The organism is Calothrix sp. UHCC 0171 (assembly GCF_034931845.1).
Lineage (GTDB): Bacteria > Cyanobacteriota > Cyanobacteriia > Cyanobacteriales > Nostocaceae > Brunnivagina.
Window position 1 is genome coordinate 1 of the sequence record NZ_JAYGHN010000036.1, and the last position, 25,377, is coordinate 25,377.

20 protein-coding genes are annotated in these 25,377 nt (G+C 37.5%); 13 read left to right on the top strand and 7 right to left on the bottom strand.

Annotated elements, in window-relative coordinates:
- Positions 1–316: 316 nt before the first annotated feature.
- The 4 genes from VB733_RS21825 to VB733_RS21840 form a co-directional block, all read right to left on the bottom strand.
- A complete protein-coding gene (locus VB733_RS21825) occupies positions 317–763 on the bottom strand; it encodes an SRPBCC family protein (protein ID WP_323342160.1) in 447 nt (148 codons plus the stop codon).
- Positions 764–890: 127 nt separating this feature from the next.
- On the bottom strand, positions 891–2,330 hold the full coding sequence (gene zds / locus VB733_RS21830) for a 9,9'-di-cis-zeta-carotene desaturase (RefSeq protein WP_323342161.1): 1,440 nt from the start codon (positions 2,328–2,330) through the stop codon (positions 891–893).
- Positions 2,331–2,546: 216 nt separating this feature from the next.
- Positions 2,547–2,705, bottom strand: a complete 159-nt coding sequence (locus tag VB733_RS21835; protein ID WP_323342162.1) for a CopG family transcriptional regulator — start codon at positions 2,703–2,705, stop codon at positions 2,547–2,549.
- A 270-nt stretch (positions 2,706–2,975) separates the two neighbouring features.
- On the bottom strand, positions 2,976–4,172 hold the full coding sequence (locus VB733_RS21840; RefSeq protein ID WP_323342163.1) for a hypothetical protein: 1,197 nt from the start codon (positions 4,170–4,172) through the stop codon (positions 2,976–2,978).
- Positions 4,173–5,288: 1,116 nt separating this feature from the next.
- On the opposite strand from VB733_RS21840, the gene VB733_RS21845 reads away from it, so the two are divergent.
- The 7 genes from VB733_RS21845 to VB733_RS21875 all read left to right on the top strand — a co-directional run bounded on the left by VB733_RS21845 (position 5,289) and on the right by VB733_RS21875 (position 15,181).
- Complete coding sequence (locus VB733_RS21845; protein WP_323342164.1) at positions 5,289–8,597, top strand: plasmid replication protein, CyRepA1 family; 3,309 nt, start codon at positions 5,289–5,291, stop codon at positions 8,595–8,597.
- 170 nt (positions 8,598–8,767) lie between these two features.
- Positions 8,768–9,760: a 2-hydroxyacid dehydrogenase gene (locus VB733_RS21850; RefSeq protein WP_323342165.1), complete on the top strand. Its 993-nt coding sequence runs from the start codon at positions 8,768–8,770 to the stop codon at positions 9,758–9,760.
- Positions 9,761–9,977: 217 nt separating this feature from the next.
- Positions 9,978–10,550 (top strand): GIY-YIG nuclease family protein, encoded by a 573-nt coding sequence (locus tag VB733_RS21855; protein WP_323342166.1) that lies wholly within the window; start codon positions 9,978–9,980, stop codon positions 10,548–10,550.
- A gap of 139 nt (positions 10,551–10,689) precedes the next feature.
- Entirely contained in the window at positions 10,690–11,694 is a 1,005-nt protein-coding gene (locus VB733_RS21860; protein WP_323342167.1) for an NAD-dependent epimerase/dehydratase family protein, read from the top strand.
- On the top strand, positions 11,675–12,526 hold the full coding sequence (locus VB733_RS21865) for an MBL fold metallo-hydrolase (protein WP_323342168.1): 852 nt from the start codon (positions 11,675–11,677) through the stop codon (positions 12,524–12,526). Before VB733_RS21860 ends, VB733_RS21865 begins: the two co-directional genes overlap by 20 nt.
- A 30-nt stretch (positions 12,527–12,556) precedes the next feature.
- Positions 12,557–13,894: a F390 synthetase-related protein gene (locus VB733_RS21870; RefSeq protein ID WP_323342169.1), complete on the top strand. Its 1,338-nt coding sequence runs from the start codon at positions 12,557–12,559 to the stop codon at positions 13,892–13,894.
- 72 nt (positions 13,895–13,966) lie between these two features.
- Positions 13,967–15,181, top strand: a complete 1,215-nt coding sequence (locus tag VB733_RS21875; RefSeq protein ID WP_323342170.1) for a hypothetical protein — start codon at positions 13,967–13,969, stop codon at positions 15,179–15,181.
- An 18-nt stretch (positions 15,182–15,199) separates the two neighbouring features.
- Here VB733_RS21875 and VB733_RS21880 read toward each other — a convergent pair whose 3' ends face one another.
- Positions 15,200–15,457, bottom strand: coding sequence for a hypothetical protein (locus VB733_RS21880; protein ID WP_096614498.1), 258 nt, complete (start codon positions 15,455–15,457; stop codon positions 15,200–15,202).
- A gap of 366 nt (positions 15,458–15,823) precedes the next feature.
- On the opposite strand from VB733_RS21880, the gene VB733_RS21885 reads away from it, so the two are divergent.
- The 4 genes from VB733_RS21885 to menB all read left to right on the top strand — a co-directional run bounded on the left by VB733_RS21885 (position 15,824) and on the right by menB (position 21,404).
- On the top strand, positions 15,824–16,681 hold the full coding sequence (locus tag VB733_RS21885) for a bifunctional class I SAM-dependent methyltransferase/HIT family protein (RefSeq protein WP_323342171.1): 858 nt from the start codon (positions 15,824–15,826) through the stop codon (positions 16,679–16,681).
- A gap of 1,093 nt (positions 16,682–17,774) precedes the next feature.
- A complete protein-coding gene (menD, locus tag VB733_RS21890) occupies positions 17,775–19,541 on the top strand; it encodes a 2-succinyl-5-enolpyruvyl-6-hydroxy-3-cyclohexene-1-carboxylic-acid synthase (RefSeq protein ID WP_323342172.1) in 1,767 nt (588 codons plus the stop codon).
- A 127-nt stretch (positions 19,542–19,668) separates the two neighbouring features.
- The gene (locus VB733_RS21895) at positions 19,669–20,541 is read left to right on the top strand and encodes a site-specific DNA-methyltransferase (protein WP_323342173.1); all 873 of its coding nucleotides are present in this window, start codon (positions 19,669–19,671) and stop codon (positions 20,539–20,541) included.
- Positions 20,542–20,570: 29 nt separating this feature from the next.
- The gene (menB, locus tag VB733_RS21900; RefSeq protein WP_323342174.1) at positions 20,571–21,404 is read left to right on the top strand and encodes a 1,4-dihydroxy-2-naphthoyl-CoA synthase; all 834 of its coding nucleotides are present in this window, start codon (positions 20,571–20,573) and stop codon (positions 21,402–21,404) included.
- Between the two features lie 238 nt (positions 21,405–21,642).
- Here the strand turns inward: menB and VB733_RS21905 are convergent, their stop codons facing one another.
- Both VB733_RS21905 and VB733_RS21910 read right to left on the bottom strand, forming a co-directional pair.
- On the bottom strand, positions 21,643–21,966 hold the full coding sequence (locus tag VB733_RS21905; protein ID WP_323342175.1) for a hypothetical protein: 324 nt from the start codon (positions 21,964–21,966) through the stop codon (positions 21,643–21,645).
- A 387-nt stretch (positions 21,967–22,353) separates the two neighbouring features.
- Complete coding sequence (locus tag VB733_RS21910; protein WP_323342176.1) at positions 22,354–22,947, bottom strand: DUF721 domain-containing protein; 594 nt, start codon at positions 22,945–22,947, stop codon at positions 22,354–22,356.
- Positions 22,948–23,158: 211 nt separating this feature from the next.
- Here VB733_RS21910 and VB733_RS21915 point away from each other — a divergent pair, with 211 nt between their 5' ends.
- Positions 23,159–24,427: a hypothetical protein gene (locus VB733_RS21915; protein ID WP_323342177.1), complete on the top strand. Its 1,269-nt coding sequence runs from the start codon at positions 23,159–23,161 to the stop codon at positions 24,425–24,427.
- A gap of 168 nt (positions 24,428–24,595) precedes the next feature.
- Entirely contained in the window at positions 24,596–25,306 is a 711-nt protein-coding gene (locus tag VB733_RS21920) for a PspA/IM30 family protein (protein WP_323342178.1), read from the top strand.
- Positions 25,307–25,377 lie beyond the last annotated feature (71 nt).

Sequence of the window (25,377 nt, forward strand, 5' to 3'; positions counted from 1 at the left end):
CCAAACAGAAATATGCTTTTGGCAAAAATCCCAACGATAAAACTGACGCGGAGAAAAACTAATAATAACTGAACTTACCTGACTCGATATGATACCCATTTTCATCAAGTAGGGTTTCGAGCATTATTGAGAAATTAAGCGATCGCATTAGCCATTCCCTGTAAACTCCATAATCGGGATGCTATTGATTCTCAAAGCCAATAGCTAATTGCTAATAGCTAATCGCCATTTTTACTTAACCGAATCGTATTGAGGGACGAAGGATGAAAACAGCTAATACTATATAATATTTTGCCCTTGTCTCTCCTTCTCCCCCTCAAATTTGCTCTTTTGCTTTCAATGCGTATTGTTTAAACCTTTCTAAATCTGCCTGTACAGTAGACTCAACTATCCTGCCCAAAAATAAATTATCCATAATTTTCCCCAGAAAACCTGGAATACCATAGGCAATAGTCATTTTCACAATACTGCTAGTTTTGCGATCGTAAAATCGAATTGCACCACGATTCGGCAACCCATCAATTGATTCCCATTCGATAATTTGATTAGGTATTTGCTTGAGAATACGCGATCGCCAACTAAATTCCAAGCCATTAGAACTGAGTTTCCACACAGATATCTCTGGGTTATCTTCGGGAACTTTCACCGAATCAATCCACTTCATCCAACGTGGCATTTGTTCTAAATCTGACCATAGACCCCAGACTAAATCCATTGGAGCCTCGACTTCGACTTGTACCGTATGTTCTAACCAATCTGTCATTGTGATTTGGGGAAGAGAGGGTGTGTGAAGGAGGTGTAGGAGGGGGACAAGGAGGAGACAGGAGGAAGATAGCTAATTAATCTCCCGTTTTACATCTCTCTTGCCCTCTCCGTATTTTCTACAGTCTCTACTTTTTGACGGTTTCTAATATTACTTGTGCAGCTTGCCGTCCCGAAAGTGTTGCTCCTTCCATACTATCGATATAATCTTGCTGCGTATAACTTCCCGCTAAGAAAAAGTTAGGAATTGGTGTCTTTTGGTTGGGACGGAAAACGTCCATTCCCGGTGCTTCGCGGTAAAGCGACTGCGCTAATTTAACCACACCTGACCAAGTTACATTCAACTCCCGTGCTGAGGGGAATAGTTCATGCACTTGTGTGAGGGAATGTTCGATTATCTCTTCGTTACTTTTTTTAATAAATTGGTCGCCAGGGGTTAATACCAATTGAATTAATGAACCTTGTCCCTGGCGATAATAATCGGCGGGACTTGTTAGGGCTAAATCAGCAAAACAGGAAAAGTCAACGTCAGCAGAATACAACAAATTATCAATTCCGGCGGCATGGTTTAGTTGCTTACGCTGTTCGCCATCTTGTAATTCCGTTACCCAACCATCAAAGCGCAATTGTACCGTTGCCACTGGTACAGCATCAAGCTTGTAAATATTGTCAAATTCTGACCATTTGCGCCAATCTTGGGGTAGCAAACGCTGAATTCCCGGTACATCGCAAGCGGCAACGTAGGCATCAGCAGTAATCCTTTCTGTTGCCTCACCATTTGCCACTGATATTTCAGTCACCTGAGTTTGCCCATCAACCTCTGCATACTTGATTTCTCTCACCTGGCGACGAGTGTATATCTTTGTCCCTCTCGCTTCCAAGTAATCAAGAATGGGTTTGTGCATGTATTCGTAAGGCGAACCCTTGAGCATTCGTAATTTTGAAGCTTCGGTACGTACAGCAAACAACTGAAAAATTGTCAACATACATCGTGCCGAAATATTTTCAGTGTCAATGAAACCCAAAGCCAAGGCAATGGGGTCCCATAATCTCCGCAGACTGTTGTTATTACCTCCATGACTACGGAACCAATCGGCAAAGCTGATTTTATCCAAGTCGCGGATTGTCCGCATTGCTCCTTCAAAGTCTACCAAACCTTGTACAACTGGACTTGTACCCAGGGCGATCGCATTCCGGAATTTATCGTAAGCTGAGAGCTGCGATGTGGTGAAAAAGGCTTTTAAACCATTCAAAGGCGCACCCGTGAAAAAACGGAAATCGAGGGCACCCGTCTTTCCACCCTGATTAATGAAAGTATGAGTATGCTGCTTGGGCAAGAAATTCTCCAAAGCACCCACTTTTTCCATCAACCCAAATAGTTGGTAATAGCAACCAAAAAAGACGTGTAGACCCATCTCGATATGATTCCCATCACCATCCACCCAACTGCCGACTTTCCCGCCGACAAAGGGACGAGACTCAAAAATTTCGACTTCACAGCCAGCATCCGCTAAATCTACTGCGGTTGCCAGTCCAGCTAAACCCGCACCTACGATCGCAACTCGCATTCCTCTCTTATCCTTATCAGTTTCCTTTACAAATTGTAACTGGCTTGGTGTCGAAGAGGACGAGTTATTTAGATTCGGCGTTAGGTATTGGACATCATTACATAACGTCCTCACATTCCCTTCTCTAGCTTGAAAGAGTCATTAGTCATTTGTTATTCCCCGCGTCCCCGTGTCCGCCTTTCATCCTTAGTGATGAAAAAATTTCATCGGGACTACCTACTTTGCTTCTCCAGATACTGGTAAACCTCGAATCAACTCACGGATTACATCTGTAGCAGGTCTACCCGTTTGCTGACAATATAGTTCGAGTCTTTCTGCCTCCTGTGTTGCTAAATTCACAGTTATACGTTTAACAGCCCATTTCTTATTCGTCATTTTGTTATGCTTCTTAACTTTATACTGATAGCCGTTCTTCTATTAGGGTCATGAACAGATGATAAGAATATCATTTTTATCACTTTTAGGATTAAATTAGAATTTTCATGAATACAATAATTTTTGATTTTTCAAAGTATTTACTACTTTCTAATAAAGTATAAAATTTCCAATTCATAGTCTGTGATTGTGACAGGAAAAATATTGCACACTGATTATTACAGAGAGACTAACTGTTAACAGGATAAAAATAATTTTGCTCACCAAATTTTATAAATGAATGTTTTTATTGCTACTTTTAAGCAAATAAATATTTGATAAATCATCATTAAACTGATGAGAATCTTGACAAAAATCAAATTCTACAAAAACTTCAGGTGAGAACATGTGCCATAGTGCCTGATAGTATGGCATGATTGTGTCGCTTTGTTTGGATGTGAGATGCTCTTTAATCTCTTGACCTAATAGATCCAACATTTGGCGAATTATTTCCCATTGCACGTTCAAAGTAGGATATAACATCACAGATAAAGGAAATAATTCTTGTTTAATTGCGGAAATATTTCCTTCTAAAGTTGCTAACCAAAGGTAAACTTGGAACATTTCCACATCTCTAATACTAGAAGCTTTAATCGATGGGTTGCTTAAAATACCTGAATAGCAACGGTAATTTGGGTAATAATCAATGATTTTTTCGGAAATTTTTTTTGCAATTTCAGTGCTGACAGGTAACAGATTTTGTACTGCCACTAATGTCGTGGAATCGTAATCATGGTTTGCCGCCGCCGCGTATAAACGTTGCAGTGGCATATATAGGTGATCATCAAGGACTTTGAAGTAAACAATCAGGACTAATCGCTCTAATTCCGATAAGCTTTGGAGTAGTATTTTGCTAGTGTAATGAAATTGCATACTCACAAAACCAAGGATTCTTGGGTCTTGTTGAGTGTACTTATTCCGCAATGCGCCAACATGGGAACCAATCACTCTCGCTAGCTGACTAGGTGCAACTTGTTCAGTGTAAATCTCTAGGGCTTTTTGGTATAGAGGTTCTCCTTGGCGTGCTAACCTCATCACTGTTGATAGTTGGCGTAATGGAGCTTGCTGGGTATAGACATCCAAGATTTTTTCGTAAATCTTAAATGAGTCAGCAGTGATTTCCCAGGGGTTAATTAGTGTTGGCTCAATTTGATGGCGCTTTACTTCTTTAGATAGCAATGTCTCAACTTTATGCCAAGATTGGTGGCTAACCGTTGGTAATAGTGCCATTAATCTTTGGGCTGTTTTTTTCCGCCCTTCCCGTGAAACTACTTCTTTGAGGCTGGTTGTATCTGCTCCATCTTTTTCCCATAGATTGTTATCAAGATTTTGTAAATACTTTTTTGCCCATTGTTGTGCCAAAGGTTCAGTGTTTCCCTGGTTGGCAAAGCTGGAGTCTTGTTCATCTCTATCTCCAATTTTTTTCATGATCCCCTGGTTTTTATCTTGTTATCTAAAATATGCTTGGTAGATGAATAATTTAATTGTATATGTTGTATCCAAATTACATAGTATTCTTTAAGTAATCTTGATTTTTGCCTTGATTCCTAATCTCCAAATTCATAAACTGATTGTAAAGATAACATGTAAGAAAATAAACATTCAATAATGTTACTTGACAATTAAAACCTGACTAAAATAATACCGATAGCTTAATTAGAATCATTACTGAAGTCCTACTCTATTGGGAATTTGAGTTTGGGAATTTATAACGCTTTTCGCTTGCATCCAAGACACTAACCTAGCCCCCAACAACTTCCCTGTAAGAGAAGTGGAGCAAGATAAACGTATTTCACTTATATGAAACGCTATATAATGATATATTTTGAATTTTGAACGGTAGGACAAAACAGAATTCATATATCCAACAATTTTGGATTAGTCGCTCTTTTTTAAGCAAAGATATATCCATGTAAAAATTTTATATTTCTCCCAATAAATATTTGATTTTGATAAAGACGATTTTACTGACTGAAATTAACTGAGATTATGCGATCGCATCCCAAATCAAGCATTGATCCCGATTTTGTCTTAAAATTTGCCCTTTCCTAATAACTAAAAGTCACCTATACAACCTAATGCTTCAGTATCCCTTCATCTACATATTCTTCCTGAACTATTGCAAAAATAACACTCCTCTTCGTAATATTTTTGGGATTAGTCACTTTTATTACATTTAATTGCCAAAACTATGCATTGCCAAGAAATCTATGTGTATCAAGCCCTTTAGAAGTATTTAGTAATTTTTGACAAGTATATTAACACTTATTTAATGTTTTTATTTCTAACTGTAACGGTACAAAGGTATTATTTTATCAATGAGTGGATTACTGATTTATAAAATTTATTTGCAAAAAAATATCACAATACAAAGTTATTACTACAATAGTGGGGAAGGGATAAAAGCATCTCAAATCCAGAACCGATGTATTTCCGGCGACGAAGTAAAAAAAAGCAACTCGTCAACGTTAAAACTACTCCTATTAAAAGCAATAAATGCATGGTAAGTTGTTAACCTCACAGTCTCACACCGCTCCACAGCACATGCATCTCCATGATCTACACCCCCAACACCTTGAAGAACTTACCGAGGGTAGCGGTATAGATACCTATCTTGCAAGTTTGAACTTTACTTCACTCCAAGACAGCAATGCATATGATTATTTGTTGATTTCCGCACAAGTACCCCGCACAAATACTGGAATGGTGAGAAATAGCTGGTTACAACGCTATTCCCACATTACCTCCGGTGGTTGGTGGTGTTCTGGACTCGATCCGCAAAATCATTGGCAAGCGATGGAGTGGGGTTGCTTTAAACCGAACCTACCCCGACTGAACCAAAAAGGTAAATCCATTAAATACGAACATCCTCCGGGCACAGCAACGCGGATATTTTGTTTGCGTGTGACGTTGCAAATATGGCAAAAAGTTGCCCAACGTTACAATATAAATATTTCTAAATTCAGCATTCCTGAGAATCAAGCACAAAGTGGCGATATTTGCCCAAATGAAATTACCTTAAACCAAGAAAGTTCAGGTTTTTGGCAATGGGTAATGGAAAATGATATTCCCATAATTATTTGTGAAGGAGTCAAAAAAGCTGCGGCATTATTATCATTAGGATATGTGGCGATCGCCATACCGGGGATTACTAGTGGATATCGTGTGAAAAAAGATAATTTTGGTAAAGTTCTCAAGCGCCAACTCATCCCTGATTTAGCAATATTTACTATTAGCAAACGTACTTTTTATATTTGTTTTGATTTTGAAACTGAACCACGCAAAATTGCTGCTGTCGATAATGCAATTTCTCAGTTAGGTGTATTATTACAATCTCAAAATTGTCTGGTTAAGGTCATTAAGTTACCAGGAGATGAGAAGGGAATTGATGAATTTATTGTCAATCGAGATGTCAATGAATTTGATGATATTTATAGTCAGAGTTTAGATTTAGAAATTTATCTGGCTCAAATCAAACCCCATACCCAATTAACACTACCTGCGGCACTGACTGTTAATCGTCGTTATTTAGGGGAAATTCCCTTTCCGACTTCGGGATTAGTTGGGGTGAAATCAGCTAAAGGTACAGGAAAAACAACTGCGCTACAAAAAATTGTTCGACAGGCAAAAAAGAGTCATCAACCTGTTTTATTGATTACTCATCGCATTCAACTGGGTAAGTTTTTATGTGAAAAAATAGGTATTCAATGGAGAAGAAATAAAGAAGAACAGGGGAGGGATAGAGATAATCAAGACAAAAATATGGGTGCAGAAGAAATATTTGCTTCCCCAGTCACTCTATTTTCCTCTCCTTCCCTGGGACTTTGTGTCGATTCAATTTGGAAACTAAATCCAGAAGATTGGCACGGGGGAATCATTATCTTAGATGAAGTCGAACAGTCCTTATGGCATTTATTGCACAGCACTACCTGTAAAGATAAGCGAGTGAAACTGCTTAAAAGTTTCCAACAGTTGATTGATACAGTCATAACGACAGGTGGTTTAATCATTGCTCAAGATGCAGATTTATCTGATGTTTCACTTGAGTATTTACAACAATTATCAGGACTCAGAATTAATCCTTGGGTTTTAGTTAATCAATGGCAACCCGAAAAAGGATGGGATACGACTTTCTACGATTCTCCCAATCCCACACCACTAATTCAACAGCTGGAATTAGATATACTCGCTGGACGTAAATGTTATGTAACTACTGATAGTCGGGCGGGACGTTATAGTTGTGAAACTATTGAACGCTATTTAAAAGAGCGTCTCGAAAAATTACATAAAATTTTCCCCAAATCTTTGTTAGTTAGCAGTAGAACAACAAATACTCCCGGACATAATGCCGTAGATTTTGTCGCCGAGATTAATCAAAAAGTTACTGATTATGATGTAGTTTTTGTGACTCCAAGTTTGGGAACAGGGGTGAGTATTGATGTTCAGCATTTTGATCGTGTCTATGGTATTTTTCAGGGGGTAATTCCCGATTCGGAAGCCAGACAAGCATTAGCAAGAGTTCGCGATAATGTACCTCGTGTGGTTTGGTGTGCCAAACGCGGCATTGGTTTAATTGGTAGTGGTAGTACAAATTACAAGTTGCTATCCGATTGGTATCAAGAAAATCAAAGAGAAAATCTCGCATTATTGAGTCCATTACAAAAAATAGATGTTGATTTACCTTTAGTTTATGATCCGATTCATTTACGAACTTGGGCGAAGGTATCAGCAAGGGTAAATGCTTCCATTAGTATTTATCGTCAGTCAATGAAAGAAGGATTGATGGCAGATGGGCATCAAATTTGGATGAGGAGTAATGATATTCAAAACAATATTATTCGCGATTTGCGTCATGCTTTCCTAGCAACTGAGTCTAGCGATTTGGCGACTCGCCGTCGGTTAATGTTGGAGATTATTAAAGTTCAAAAAGACTGGATGCAAAGTAAACAAAAGGCTAAGGAAATTAGTCACAGCATCCGCACAATTAAAAAACAAAATCAATATGTGATGGCAAATGCAGTGGCAAATGCTAAAGATATTGATTATGTTGAATATGAACATTTATCTGCTAAACATGCACTCACTGAAAAGGAACGACAGCAAATTAATAAGTATCTTCTCTGGCAAAAGTATGGTGTCAAAGTAACTCCAGAACTAAAGTTGCGAGATGAAAAAGGTTATTACTCTCAATTACTGATACATTATTACCTTACCCATGAAAGTGAGTATTTTCGATGTCGCGACAAACAGGAGTTGTATCAACAATTAATTTGTGGTGAAGGAAAAGTATTTTTACCTGATTTAAAAAGTTATACCCTGAAAGTTGAAGCATTACGTGCTTTAGGAATGCAGGAATTTTTGGACGCAGGACGAGAATTTGTTGAAGAGGAAGTTGATTTAAATCGACTTAAAAATATGGCTTTGCAATGTAGCCAACACATCAAGCGAGTTTTAGGAATTAATCTAGTTCATGAAATAGAGGCGATTTCGGGAATCAAAATCCTCAATCGGTTATTAAGTTTGCTGGGATTGAAGTTAAAGCGAGTCAATCAGATTTCTCAGACTAAGATTTATAAAATTGATCAATCTTTGCTCAATGATGGTAGGGAGGAAATATTTGCTGTCTGGCATCAACGTGATAAATTGATGTTAGAAAATGCGAAGTTGGAAGTTGCCAATTTAGTCAATATTGATTTTGTCAATACCAATATTGCCCAAAATAATACTCAAGATAATACTCACAATCCCCCTATAGATAGTTATCCAAATCAATCTACTCATGTCTTAGTGGACAGTATGATTTTTCCGGATATCCCTATCACTATTCCACTAACAGAAACTGTTCCGTTCTGAACTAATAATCTAGGTAATCAGACATCTCACGTCTCCAAAAAATGACATTCTGTATAAAATTTTGCAGAGGTATTTTCCACTACTAACACTTTTTAATTATCGCGCTAATATAAACATGAATCTAAGTGCAAAATCTCAGATTATAGATTACCAATGGCGTGAGGTTTGAGATGAAAGTAGCTGTATTCAGTACCAAAGTTTACGATAGAAAATTCCTCGAAGTCGCAAATACTCAGCATAAATATGAGTTGGCATTCTTCGACCCTTATCTAAATAAAGATACTGCAATTCTTGCCAAAGGATTTCCCGCAGTTTGTATTTTTGTCAACGATCAAGCAGATGCAACAACTCTGGAAATTCTGGCTGCTCAGGATACAGAATTACTCGCACTCCGTTGTGCTGGATTTAACAACGTTGATTTAAAAGTTGCGGCTGAATTAGGTATTAGAGTCGTTCGAGTGCCAGCATACTCACCTTATGCAGTAGCAGAACATACAATCGCGATGATTCTCTGTCTGAACCGGAAAATTCACCGTGCTTACAACCGCGTTAGAGAAGGAAACTTTTCCCTTGATGGACTGATGGGATTTGACTTGCGCGATCGCACAGTTGGTATTATTGGTACTGGTAAAATAGGAGCGATCGTTAGTCAGATACTCAAAGGATTTGGCTGTCATCTACTTGTTCACGATGTCTACCGCAATCCTCAAGTCGAAGCACTGGGGGCAAAATATGTCGAACTTCCAGAAATTTTCTCTAAATCGGATATTATCTCATTGCATTGTCCCCTCATGTCGGATACTCATCATCTAATAAATAGCAATGCGATTGAGCAGATGAAAACTGGTGTCATGTTAATTAATACCAGTCGAGGTGCTTTAATTAACGCCAAAGATGTAACCAAAGGCTTAAAATCCGGTAAGATTGGCTCGTTGGGCTTGGATGTATACGAAAAAGAATCAGACTTATTCTTTGAAGACTTATCGGGAACCATCATCCAAGACGAGATATTCCTACGTTTGACAACCTTTCACAACGTCCTCATCACTGGGCATCAGGCATTTTTTACTGAAGAAGCTTTGCATAATATTGCGAGTACGACTATTACCAATATTACTGAAGTCCTCCAGGGTGTTGCTTGTGCGAACGAAATTACAGCATAATCCCAAATCTCAATCAAAATAGGCATGAATTAGTGTTAAAAATGCACAATAATTGAGCTATATTATTTTACTGTATTATTTAATACAGTAATTATATTTAGTATCCTTCTATTTACACTTTTTCCTTGTCTCCTCAGTATTTAATAGTACAAAACTATTGTTCACATATGTAACATTTAAGTGTTAGCATTCCCAAGTTACATTTTGGGGATTATGATTGGAAACAAATCAATTAGACTTGTTCTCACTAGACGAAGTGCGGTTGACACATACAAATCGAACTCCTGTGTTATTGATGGATGAAAAAACACTGACAAAGTGGAAACAAAAAATTATTATCCATCAACAACAGGTAAGAACAAGCAAATCAAATCAACAAATTAGCTTATTTACCTTACCAAAGACACATGTAGAACCAGATATTATCGATCCCTTTACTCTACAACTATCTGCTCTATCTTTTTATCGATTACCTGTAGATAGTCCAGGACAAGCTTGTTTATATTTTGTGATTGATATGGCAACAAACTTGTTGTTATATATTGGTGAAACCTGCAAATCCAATCAGCGTTGGAAAGGGGTACATGATTGTAAACGATATATTGAAAATTACCTCGATTTGCATTATCGATATGAGATGAAAACAGCAGTCAATATTGGTTTTTGGTGGGATGCGCCAGTTCCAACAAGACCACGACAAGAGTTAGAATTGTTATTAATTCAAAAGTGGAAATCTCCGTTTAATAAAGAGAATTGGAAATATTGGGGACAACCATTTGGGAAAGAATAATAGAGTACTTCTCAATCATTTATTGACTTTTGTGCTGACACGGAAATAAATATCCTCAACTTATTTGCAAAGGTTGGGGATATGAGTCATACTTTTTCAAGTTAAACTATTATATGTAATCTAAAATCTAGAATATGTCATGAATATTCTAATTACGGGTGGTACTGGTTTTTTAGGTAGGAAACTCGCAGAAAAACTAAAATCTGTTTCGCAAAATATTACAGTTATAGGTCGGAATCAAGAGATAGGAAAACAACTTGAAACTGAAGGAATTAGATTTTTAAATTTAGATTTAATTGATAGGGAAGCAACAATTAAAAGTTGCAAAAAACAAGACTATATATTTCATTGTGCAGCTTTATCTGCACCTTGGGGAAAATATCAAGACTTTTATAATGCGAATGTAGTCGCGACTAAAAATATTATTCAAGCTTGCCAACAGCAAGAAGTAAAAAGATTAATTTACGTTTCTACACCTAGCGTTTATTTTGACTTTACAAACCGTTTAAATATTTCTGAAAACGACACATTAGCAAAAATTCCGGCGAATGCTTATGTGCAAACAAAATTACTTGCCGAAACTGAAATTCAACAGGCTTATCAACAAGGATTACCAGTGATTTCCATTCGTCCACGTGGAATTTTTGGTTGTGGAGATACAGCAATATTACCAAGATTAATTAGAGCAAATCAAAAAACAGGAATACCCTTAATCAATCAGGGAAAATCCTTAATTGATATGACTTATGTTGATAATGTCGTCGATGCTTTAATTCTCTGTCAGCAAGCACCAAATACATTATTAGGTCGTACTTTTAATATTACCAATGGAGAGCCAATGTATTTGATTGATTTGTTAAATATACTCTCTGAAAAATTAGAAAGTAGTTTTAAATTTAAAGCAATTTCTTATCCAGTTGCTCTCGGAATTGCATCTTTAATGGAGACAGTGTCAAAACACATTTTATTTGGTAGAGAACCAATCTTGACACGCTATACAGTGGGAGTATTAGCTTGTAGCCAAACATTAGATATTACAGCTGCAAAAATAGAATTAGGCTACCAACCTCAAGTCACTATCGAAGAAGGATTAAGTATGTTTAGTCAATGGTGGAAATCACAAAATGAAACCAGTAAAAGTTAAATTTTTCCAAGCTGGATATTGTACTCATCCAGAAGCGATCGCAATTCGTGATGGGAAATGGAAAATTAGTCAGTTTCCGGCGGTATTTGCATTAATACTACATCCAGAATATGGGGCAATTTTGTATGACACTGGTTATTCAGAACTGTTTTATCAAGAAAGTAAAGATTTTCCCTATCGTTTATATGCTTTAACAACACCAGTATATTTTCAGCCGGAAGAAAGTGCTGCCAAACAATTGCAAAAATTTGGAATTTCCGTAGAAGAGGTTAATTACATTATTATCTCCCATTTTCACGCTGATCATATCGGAGGTTTGTGTGATTTTCCGAATGCTCAATTTATTTGTTTTCAATCAGGATACACAGCAGTCAAAAATCTTCGGGGAATTGCAGCGACAAAAGCTGGTTTTCTTCCTGGTTTACTACCAATTAACTTTGAGCAACGCGCTATATTTGTCGAGCAAAAATCAACAGTAGCATTACCACCAGAATATGATACGTTTGATACAGGGTTCGATTTGTTTGGCGATCGCAGTTTAATAGCGGTTGAATTACCCGGTCATGTAACAGGTCAGCTAGGTTTATTTTTCACAGATACTGATAAACAGTCCTATTTTCTCATTGCGGACGCTTGCTGGCTGAGTCGCGCATACCAAGAATTTATCCAACCCCATCCTCTGGCTAGTCTAATTTTTGCTAGTAAACGTGATTACATTGATACCTTGAAAAGAGTTCATGAGTTGCATAAATTAAATCCAAGTCTAAACATTATTCCCACTCATTGTTCTGATGCTTGGAGAAAATTGAGCAATTTAAAATTAACATTTTGATATTTAGAAACATCAACAAAAACATCAACAATGAATGGTTTACCACGAATTATCTGGTATTACTTAATTACTAAATATGGACGCAATTTTAATAGCCGTGCGTCGCTAATTCATTGGCAAGACCAGCAAGTAAAGAGTTTTCTCAAACAAATATTACCAAAGTCAACTTTTTACCGCAAATATTTTGATAATCATGTAAATACTCAAAATTTCAATATTCATGAATGGCGAGATTTGCCCATCATTGATAAATCAATAATGATGGAAAATTTCGATGATTTAAATACAGTTGGAATTAAGAAATTAGAAGCATTAGAAGTTGCGCTATCGGCAGAAAAATCACGCAATTTTGCTGCAACTCTGAATGGTTATACTATCGGAATGTCATCAGGAACAAGTGGCAATAGAGGATTGTTTGCAGTGAGTCAAAGCGAACAACAGGCTTGGGCTGGTGCTATCTTAGCAAAAGGATTACCACAGCCAATTACCAAATTACAACGCATCGCTTTTTTTCTCAGGGCAAATAGCAATCTTTATGAAACAGTTAATAAACAACGTATTCAGTTTCAATACTTTGATTTATTTAAACCTGTAGAAAGTCATTTTGCAAAATTAAATGAATATGCACCAACTATATTAGTTGCTCCACCTTCAATGTTACGTTTATTAGCAGATGCAAAAAATAATAGTATTTTAAATATTAATCCTATTAAAATTATCTCAGTTGCGGAAGTATTAGACCCTTTGGATGAAGTGTATATCCGTAAATCATTCAATCAAATAGTGCATCAATTTTATCAATGTACTGAAGGTTTTCTTGGTTACACTTGTGAGTACGGGACTTTGCATTTAAATGAAGATATTCTTGTAATTCAAAAAGAATATGTGGATAGAGATGCAGGTAAATTTATGCCGATAATTACTGACTTTAACCGCAGAACGCAACCAATTATTCGCTATCGTTTAGATGATATCATCACAGAACGTAAAATGCCCTGTCGCTGTGGTTCAATTTTAACACCAATAGAAAGTATAGAAGGACGTAGAGATGATATTTTCTATTTACCCAGCAAAATAGAAGATAAATTAATACCCATATTTCCTGATTTTATTCGCCGGGCAATTATTATTGCATCTGAGAACATTCAAGAATATCAAGTTGTCCAAAAAAGCCTAGATGTAATAGTTATCTCACTAAAAGTAGCAACAGAAGTATATGAACCAATCAAGATATTAGTGACTCAGTCTCTTCACAATTTATTTAATCAATTGCATTGTCGAGTACCAGAAGTTATTTATCAAGAATATGAAGTTAGCACTATTCGTCACAGTAAATTGCGAAGAGTACGACGTGAATGTTCGGTTTAATTGATTTTATTATTATTGGTTATATTCATACATTCAATGAAGACATAAAACGGCAGATAAGGGGTGTATTACATGATGGAATTAACGTGCCATAATAATTCTAGAGTTCGTCTATATGACAGCAGCAATATTGATAATTTAGCTTGTTCTAATTCAGAAATTTCCAAGTTCATCCAAACATATTGGATACCGATGATGAAGACTGGCTCTGCTAATTTCATCAAAAATGTTAATACTGATATGTACGTGATTACAGTTGACGATTTAGTATTACCAATAACAGTTAATCATAAAGAGAATGGAGTAATAACTAGAACAGAAATTAGCAACTCGAAACTAGAAAACTCATATGTTTGCTCCCCTTATAACCACTACATTACCTATACCAAAGCAGAATTACTAACTTTAAAAAATCCAATTTTAGAGAAAGTATTGGCAATTGTAATTGATTTCTTAGGAAAGATAGCACATATAGGCAGTATTGATCAAGTTGCGATCGCTCATAATTTAATGCTATCAACTAATCTATATCCAGAACTATCAAAAGACCAAATACAAGCTATTACAGAATATCTCAAATATCAATTTCCAGATAAAGCTATTATCTTCCGCTCTATTAACACTTTTATCAATGATGATTTATTGAATGATTTTAAATTAAATCAATATCGCCTGATTGGTAGTCGTCAAATTTATCTATTCAATCCTCATGAAAAATCAGCACTACGAACAAAAATGAGATGGAGACTCAAACAAGATGAAGCATTAATTAAAAAAAATGGTTATGAAATTATTCAAAAACATCAATTAACATTCAAAGACATACCTAGAATTGTTGAATTATATAATTTTTTATATCTAGATAAATATTCGATTCACAACCCGCAATTTACAGAAAATTTTATCGAGCTAGTCTTGAAAAACCCTATGTGGGAGTTTCAAGCATTAAAAAAAGCAGGAAAAATAGATGGTGTAATTGGTTTTTATATAGTCAATGGCATGATGACAACTCCCATTTTGGGATATGACAACAGTTTACCCCAGCAACTAGGTTTATACCGAATGCTATCAGTATTACTAACTATAGAGGCAAGCAAACAAGGCTTGATTCTACATCAAAGTTCAGGCGCTGCTGAATTTAAACGCTTTCGCGGTTTTATTGGCAATATCGAATACAGTGCTATATACCACCAACATTTACCATTACAGCGAAAACTTATTTGGCTATTTTTAGAATTGCTGGTAAATCAAATTGCGGTACCTTTGATGAAGAAATATCAGCTATAAACCTAGCCTGCATATACATCATAATTGTGATGCAGTATCTGGTGCGACGATTTCACCGGTTCCTATATTTAATATCATATCTTGGTCGGTGACTAATTCGGCTAACTCCTTAACTTGTAAATTCATTTCTTCGCAAGCAATACGTAACTCTTGGGCAAATTGATTTAAATCATCACCATAACCACATAGATAAGCAGCAGTTTGAATACCTTGATTCGCATTTGCTCTTGCACAATCAACTAATTCAGTACCTTTTAATGGAGTCGAAGCAGGCATAATTTAAATTTTGTATTTTCAGAACTTCCTTCTGCCAGGTTATTCCCAAAAAAAAATTAACTCATCCTTCTTTTGGCTGAAGTAAAACGATGACATGGGTAGATTTCATCAAAAGTAACTTGTCAGAACTCAGAATGATGTCAGTTTTCAAGTTAATATTTTCGCAATTGAATTTTAAGTTAGGTGTTGCACAATAGGGTTGGTACAGCAGTAAATGCTCTAATTTGAGAGACTTTAGTTAAGTGAAGAGACGAATTTCAAGTGCTTGGCTATAATATTTGGCTGTAGCAATTTTCAATATAGTGAATTTATCTTTTTCATCTATTCACATCTATTCACTTTGTCTAAGTCTTTCAGATTTTCCTCATGAAAAAACAAAAAAATAAATATAGTCACCTGACAGCAATAGAAAGAGTTTTTTTGTCATCTCCTGCACAATTTTTATTGGATAAAAATTTACTAATTGGGAATATTCTTGACTTCGGTTGTGGCTTTGGGAATGATGTCAAGTTATTACAAAAAAAAGGATATGATATTACAGCTTATGATCCATATTATTTTCCTCAATATCCTCAGGGAAAGTTCGATACAATTATTTGCTTTTATGTTTTAAATGTTTTATTTCCTGAAGAACAAGCAAATGTTCTGATGGAGGTTTCGTCTTTATTAAAGCCAGGAGGTAAAGCCTACTTTGCTGTCAGACGAGATATTAAAAAAGAAGGTTTTAGAGAACATTATATTCACAAAAAGCCAACATATCAATGCATTGTTAAGCTACCATTTAAATCGATAAAGGCTCATGAATATTGTGAAATTTATGAATATTCTCATTACAATAATCAACGACATTCATCTAACAATTGTATATTTTGCAATCCTTATAAGCATTTGACTCTACTCTGCGAATCAGCAACTACTTATGCAATATTTGATGGTTATCCCTTAAGCAAAGGTCATGTTTTAGTGATTCCCAAGCGTCATGTCAGTAATTATTTTGAATTACCATTAAAAGAACAATCAGCTTGTTGGTTAATGGTGAATAAAATTCAAGAAATGTTAAATAAAGAGTTTGCCCCAGATGGTTTTAATGTTGGGATGAATGTCAATAAACATGCAGGGCAAAATGTCATGCACGCCAGTATTCACATTATACCTCGCTATCAAGGTGATGCTGCTGGGGTTAAAAGTGGGATGCGATGTGTGATTCCCAAAGGCAAATATTAGCTATAATTTAATTAGGATTTAGAGGTTGTGTGTAAAGTAAATCTTAAGACCAAATAAACTCGTTTCTTTGGATTTAAGTATTGAGCATCATCTGACTTTTTGATGAGAAATCATGTTCCTCCCTGTGCTGATTTTATAAATGGTCTTTTAAGTATAAATTAAGTATAAATTAATTGAAATTTAATTAATGCTTGGAATAATGTAATGGATAAAAAATAGTTAAAATCAAAAAGACGTACATAGCAATATACGTCTTTTTTTCATTAAAATCATATGATTAATATTAACTTACAGCAACTAATTATTGAGCTTTACTCTAATAATTAGAGAACTTTGAGCAAACTAAAAAAATAAAACTATGGAGATGGTTTCTTCGGTTTATTATCACCTGAAAAACCTCTTTCTGTCTTGATTGGTTTTGGGCGAGAAGGTGGATTAGGTCGTTTCTGAGACATAAAAATTACCTCGTAGGTGTATCGTAAAATTTGTAATTTGCAAAATTTGTTACAATCATTACTACAATTACTACCAAAGTGAATCCGGAAATGAGTAAAAATTATTTTGGCAAGAGAACCCAAAAAACCGAATAATCAAAATAAAGAAAATTTAGACACTTGTTGACTACACTATGGCTTCTCTCAAGGCTGAAAATTAGGATTATGGCGGATAAGCAAAGCAAGCTATGTCATCACGAAAAATAGTAGCTTTGATAAAATATTGAATCAAAAGCAAAAAAAGAGACGCACTGCGTCTCTAGTAAGAGAGGAAACCCATAAAGCTTAAATAAGTATTTAAAGGTGTATTTAAATTTCAAATTTAAATTGCAAATTAATTTATTTATCTTGTTAAATTTTTTACAAGTAAGCAGCAATAAAAATTATTAAATTGCTACTTAACTTTGCTCTAACTAGCACTATTTAACTAGCACTAGTTATTGCACGAGTCAGATAAGGAACACACAGAAGTTGCGGATGTATCTACAAATTGAAATACACGATCGCTCACTAACAGTCCGGAAAATTTGCAAAAAAAGATTTAGAGTGTGGGAAAGTAGGGGGAATACGCCCTGACAACAACTCGCTCCTTCCTCAAAATGTCGATCGCTTTCCGAAATACAAACGAAATTTGGGCTTTTGTCCTTACCGAAACTTTAAAACGCTTGGGATTAAATTGTGTAGTGATTTGTCCCGGTTCGCGTTCAACTCCTCTTGCTGTTGCATTTGCTCAACAAAAACCGACAATTGAAGTGATTTCGATTCTCGATGAGCGTTCTGCGGCTTTTTTTGCTTTGGGAAGAGCAAAAGTAACTGGAAAACCTGTGGCGGTGGTTTGTACGTCGGGAACTGCGGGAGCAAATTTTTATCCTGCTGTGATTGAGGCAAAAGAAAGTTGCATACCTTTATTATTATTGACCGCAGACAGACCCCAAGAATTACGTGAGTGTCACTCTGGACAAACAATCGATCAAGTTAAACTTTACGGTAATTATCCGAACTGGCACACAGAATTAGCTTTACCATCTGTGGAACTGGGGATGCTGGCATATTTGCGACAAACCCTAATTCATGCTTGGAGACGATCGCTCGCACCTGTTGCTGGTGTAGTACACTTAAATATACCTTTGCGTGATCCACTTGCGCCGATTGCTGATGGGGTAGATTTGAGTCATGTAGAATCCCAATTGGCAACCGCAGATTTTTTCTCCCACATTATCCCTCCTGCCTCCTACGGCATACAGACAAGTATTAAGATTGGTACTGAGATTGATGGAGAAAGTTTATTTTCCTCTATTTCTTGCCGACGGGGAATTTTAATTGCGGGTATCGCCCAACCGCAACAACCACAGGAATACTGTGCAGCGATTTCGCAACTGAGCAAATTTTTTAATTTTCCGGTGCTGGCGGAGGGACTTTCCCCAGTTCGTAATTATGCCGATTTTAACCCCTATCTTATTTCTACCTATGATTCGATTCTTCGCAATTCCCAATTAGCCGCAGAATTAGCGCCGGAAGTCGTAATTTTAATTGGAGAAATGCCCACCAGTAAAGAATTACGAACTTGGTTACAGAAACACCAACCACTGATGTGGATAATAGATAAAAGCGATCGCAATCTCGATTCTCTCCACCTCAAAACAGAACATTTGCGGGTAAGTATTGATGAATTAGCCCACGGATTAACCCATCAATTCACTGAAAAACCAAAATCCAAATATCTCGAAGCTTGGTGTCAAGCGGAAACTATAACTAGTAAAAATCGCGATCGCATTTTAGCAGCAACTAATGATTTTTTTGAGGGTAAAGTAGCTTGGTTACTTTCGCAAACTCTACCAGCAAAAACACCGCTATTTATTGCTAATAGTATGCCTGTGCGAGATATGGAATTTTTTTGGAAACCGAATAATTTGGGAATTCAACCCTTTTGTAATCGTGGTGCCAATGGTATTGACGGGACTTTATCCACCGCTTTTGGAGTTGCCCATCGCCATCAACCTAGTGTGCTGTTAACGGGAGATTTGACATTATTACATGATACAAATGGGTTTTTAATCAGAAATAAATTTGTCGGACATCTGACAATAATTTTGATCAATAATAATGGTGGTGGGATTTTTGAGATGCTACCAATTGCCCAATTTGAACCACCATTTACCGAATTATTTGCCACACCCCAAGATATTGATTTTGCTCAATTATGCACTACATATGGCGTTGAACATCACTTAATTACTTCTTGGCAAGATTTACAAGCCAAACTCAACCCATTACCAACCCAAGGAATTCGTGTTTTAGAATTACGAAGCGATCGCAAAGCTGATGCTCAATGGCGTAAAGAAAATTTGGCGAATATTGCCCTATGATATCAGGCTCGCTTCAATAATGGGGAGATGGGGAGACGCGGGGATGGGGAGATGGGGGGATTGGGAAATAGGTAGGAGATGGGGAGATGGAAGAAAAATTAATTATAACTAATTAGCTGGACTGGATATGACACAAGGGTTTCAACTCCAATATTCCCATCCCCACGGGCAGCTGTATCAAGGCAACTCGATCGACTGGCTGACATCACTAGAAACTGAAAGTGTAGACTTGATATTTGCCGATCCACCATACAACATTAAAAAAGCACATTGGGATAACTTTGAAAATCAAGAAAAATATATCGAATGGTCAATTAAATGGATTAGCCAAGCTGCACGTACCCTCAAATCAACAGGTTCTCTCTACATTTGTGGCTTTTCGGAAATTTTAGCCGACTTAAAACATCCCGCATCAAAGTATTTCCACAGTTGTCGTTGGTTAATTTGGCACTATAAAAATAAAGCCAACTTCGGTAGCGATTGGGGGCGATCGCATGAAAGTATAATTCATTTTCGTAAATCCCAAACCCCAAAACTAAATGTTGATGATGTGCGAATTCCCTATGGCGCGCATACATTAAAATATCCATCTCACCCCCAAGCCGAAACGAGTGCTTACTCTCAGGGAAAGTGTCAAAAACGTCACAATTGGACACCAAATCCCAAGGGTGCGAAGCCAAAAGATGTATTTGAGGTGCCAACTACTTGTAATGGCATGGGCGAAACAACCCCTCATCCGACGCAAAAACCCGAAGAATTACTGAGGAAATTTGTGCTGGCATCATCTAATCCAGGAGATTTAGTTATTGATCCATTTTCCGGTTCGGGCACAACTATAGTAGTTGCCGAACAATTAAATCGTCGTTGGATGGGATGCGACATGAGTGTAGAATATAACACCTGGGCAATTCAACGCCTCGAAAATGTCCGCCGTCTAACCACAGAAGAATGGATCATAGGCGATCGCAAAAATGCTGAAAGAAGAGATTCTATAAGGTAGAATTCTCAAGCTGAGACTGCAAATTCCCCATGCAAATTAACTGGCAATCCCCTAAAAACTACGAAGACATTCTCTATCACAAGGCTGATGGTATCGCCAAAATCACCATCAACCGTCCCCACAAACGCAATGCTTTTCGTCCAAAAACGGTGTTTGAACTTTACGATGCTTTTCTTGATGCTCGTGAAGATACTACCATTGGCGTTGTTTTATTTACTGGCTATGGACCCCATACTGATGGCAAATATGCCTTTTGTTCCGGTGGCGACCAAAGTGTGCGAGGTCATGCAGGTTATATTGATGATGCAGGGACACCCCGCTTAAATGTCTTAGATTTACAACGCCTGATTCGTTCCATGCCCAAAGTTGTCATTGCCTTGGTGGCTGGATATGCAATTGGCGGTGGACATGTACTCCATTTAATCTGTGACTTAACCATTGCGGCTGATAATGCTATTTTTGGGCAAACAGGACCAAAAGTAGGTAGTTTTGATGGTGGCTTTGGCGCTAGCTACCTTGCCCGCATTGTCGGACAAAAAAAAGCACGAGAAATTTGGTTTCTTTGCCGCCAATATGATGCCAAACAAGCTTTAGAAATGGGTTTAGTCAATACAGTTGTGCCTATCGAACAACTGGAAGCTGAGGGTATTCAATGGGCACAAGAAATTTTAGCAAAAAGTCCAATTGCGATTCGGTGTCTCAAAGCTGCATTTAATGCTGACTGCGATGGACAAGCAGGTTTACAAGAACTGGCGGGAAATGCAACTTTACTTTATTACATGACAGAAGAAGGTGCCGAAGGAAAACAGGCATTTTTAGAAAAGCGTCAGCCCGATTTTCGTTCATTCCCCTGGCTACCTTAATTTTGTCAACACTCATTTCTCAAACGTAGTCATCTCAAACATAGTAAGAAATCGCGCCTTTCTACCCCAGGTGCGACTTCTAGAAAATCTGTCAAATTGTTAAATATTCTGCTGAATAAAATCAAAAGCTGAAACAACGAATGCCAAGTAACCAAACTCATGAGTTATCAAGGGTTAATACCCTAAATTACGCTGTAATTAAGAAAATCTTTACTGAAATCCAACCATAATCAAAAAATTAAACGGTTACAGTCTTGGCATTAGACATTTCAACATTACTTAAAACAGTTTCCTTTATTTGCACGTTTGTTCTGGGCAACTCCTTCATCACTATCTCGCGGTGATTAATTCCTGAAGCTAGAACTGGCTTATGTTCCGGCAAACTCCAAACATCTTCCAAAGTTTCCCACGATGGAGCAAAAGGCGGTAAAGCTAAAGAGCAAGCTTTCCAATGTCCTAAAACTGGTGCCCCTAATTGCTGACAATTACCGCCACGACGACCTTCTGGGTTGTAGTAACGGCAATATTTACAGGCAGAAGTCAAGAATTTGATGTTCTTCATGTTGAGCGCCATTCAGGCATAGTTTCCGTCATTTATTGTCATTTATTTTCTTACTAGATATAAATACGGATCACAGCCAATAAATCATTATTTGGTAAACGTTTTCGCGATTCCGAACAAAAAATGAACTTTATATTCTTTTTAGATTTGTGTTATATTTTTCAATCTTTTGATTACAAAAACGATACATACAATTTTTATTCCCAGATTAAGAATAGGTAAAACAAATTGGGATCAAAGAAAAATAAACTGCTATAAATTTACCTTGAGTTTATTCCTCACCCGAAAGATATAAATTTTGGGGATTGTTAATAATTATTGGATATTGGTTATTGGAGGTTGTTTAGAAGTTATTGCTGGTAACTAATTACTAATGCCCACACTCAACTAAAACCTTTTCGCTACACATAAAGCACATACATGCCATCGCTGGATTTCTCCCTGGGGAGTCGGACATTGACATTCAGGGCAAAGTGGTAATTTGTGCGATCGCCTTTTGACGGCATTTGCCCAGCGAACAAAGGCATCATTTGTATTTGTAACTTTAGTTGTAACTTTAGTTGTGGGTTGTCCACCATATGCTAAAGAGGTATCTTCAGAAATGCGATCGCTTAAATTAATTGATTCACCCAAATAACTTGGGTGTTGAGTTATGAGGGCTACTTCTTGCTTTTCCCTGCTGATTGGAGAAATCTGCCACTCGGCAGTCGAAAAACGAATCTCATCTACAGGAGTCACTAATTTTTGATTAACTTGAATGAGTAAGCGCTGGCGTTCAAAAGTCAAATTTTGTGCCCAAGCAGCGCTAGAAGTCGCCACACGCAGCACAGAGCGTTGGATAGCGACAGGACGGGTATGAAGTGCGATCGTATCTCCAACAATTTCATGCCAACATTGCAGCAAGTTCTGTAAAGGCGGTTCCTGTAATACAGCCTTGGCTTTTAAAATACTGACAATGTCATTTACCGATTTTAAAGACATTTTGTTTACCGAAGTGCGAAAATTGCGACTTGGCGATACACAATATCTGTGGTAATTTTCGCTAGTATTATCACTACAATATATCCCAGTCTTATTCATCCAATACGACCCCATTGTGACACTATATGCCAGAGCAACAGTCACTCTAGCAATGGTTTAGCATCAGCAGTAAATCTAAATCTGGTAATCATAGGTTGAAGGCAAACAGGCAATGAGTCAAAATCCCCTGATGCATTCGGGTAGTCAATTTTCGAGAACACCTAATTTAAAGCCAGCACTTGCAGCCGCACTGGCTAGTTTAGAAGTACAACTCGATCGCGAATTAGCCCGATACCGGCGAATGCGAGGTACATCTAGAACATCTAACCAAGCCCAATCGGTCAATTCCCATAGTAGTCAACTACAATATGCGACTTCTGCGGTTACAAGCAGTAAGGATGAGATTGCAGAAGGTACATCTCAGTCTCTAGTAGGCTCAGAATTGGAAAATCCTCCAACTCCAACACCTCCAATCTATTCTTCTGTGCCTCTAACCTATGTGCCGGAAATTCCCACACCTCCACCACCTCCACCTATGCCCAAAGTGGCGGAAAATGGCGTAAATACTGGTTTGCCCACGACATCAGATACACCTTCGTCAAGCAGCAGTATTATCCCCAGTCACATAGCCTCAGCAGACAAGCCAAAAACTGAGCAAAATCACACCGAAATTCAAGTTCCACCTACCAGCCAGCCTGATGACTATCTCGAATCATCAGAAGCACTGCTGCGGAGCCTAACTGAAGACACATCAAAAGATGAAAAACGATCAAAAACAAATAATGATAGTCTTCTCTCCCCTTTAGGTATTGGGTCAATTCTGTTATTATTAGCAGCAAGTTTAATCTTGGCATATGCAATTCTGAACCGAAGCTTACCATTCGGATTGAATGGAGGACTGGGAAAAGGCAACAACACAACTACCAGTGAAAATCCACTCACAACTGAAAATAGTGGGCAAACTCCAGCAGAAATAAAAGCTTTACCGAAATACCCAAATCTGGCAAGAGATGAATTTCCCGAAGTTAATAATCCTAATGATGTTGTTGGTTTAAAACCAAAATCAACCTCAATTCCCACAACACCAGAAAATCCTCCCGCTATTCCAAATCAAATACCCCAAAATCAAATACCCACTGAACAACCTCCACAACAACCAACACCAATAGCACCAACAACTGCCGTTTCTCCTTCACCCACACAGGTAGAAGAAATATCTATTGACGAAGCTAAACCTTCTGCCGATGGTTTTTATCACATAGTCACCGAGAATAATAACCCCAATGCTTTAGCTAATGCCCGCAAAGTGGTTAAAGATGCATATTTGTCAAGTGATAAAAAGTTAGTGCTGCTGGGCGCAATGAAAGATAAACAAGGAGCGCAAAGATTGCTTGATGAAATGAAAGCTAAGGGGATTAATGCGAGAATTCGTCAACCTTAAGGGGAGTAAAAAGCATTGTTGAGTGCTGAGTTAAGAGTTTCTGCTTTTTTTCTTTTTTCTCTCCTTTTTTTTCTTCTTCTTCCCACTACTTCTAAACTGGAGGTAATTACTAATTACCCAACACTAATTACCCAGCAATAATTCTCATTACTTTTTCTGGAGGTGGATATGAGCTTTTTCGATCGCATTTCGCGGGTTGTACGGGCTAATGTTAACAGTTGGGTGTCAAATACGGAAGACCCAGAGAAGGTTCTGGAGCAAACTGTGATGGAGATGCAGGATAATCTCATCCAACTCCGACAAGCAGTTGCTAGTGCCATCGCCACTCAAAAACGTAGCGAACGTCAAGCCGCCAACGCCCAATCCACCGCCGAGGAATGGTACCGACGCGCTCAACTTGCTCTCCAGCAAGGTAACGAACCCCTAGCCCGCGAAGCCCTGAGCAAACGCAAATCCTACCAAGATACTGCCACCAGTTTAAATCACCAAATCGGGCAACAAAATACTGTAGTCGCTACACTAAAAAAAGACATGCGATCGCTGGAATTGAAAATTGCTGAGGTGAAAAACAAAAAGGACATGTATATCGCTCGTGCCCGTTCTGCACAAGCATCTCTGCGACTCCAAGAACTTATGGGCGAACTTTCGGGAACCACAAGCACTGGGGTTTTTGAACGTGTTGAAGATAAAATTGTACAATTAGAATCGCAAAATGAAGTGCTTTCGATTACAAGTACAGACAATTTAGATAATCAATTTATCGCCTTAGCATCTAGCGAAAACATAGATGATGAGCTTTCTGCCATGAAATCCCAATTAGCAAACAATCGGGGGCAAGATTTGCCGAAGTTGCCAAACACACCAAAGGATACGGAGTAAGCAACAATGGGCAAATTTGGATTTGGGAGCATATCTTAGGAATATATGGATATGGGGGTGCGAACCAAGCC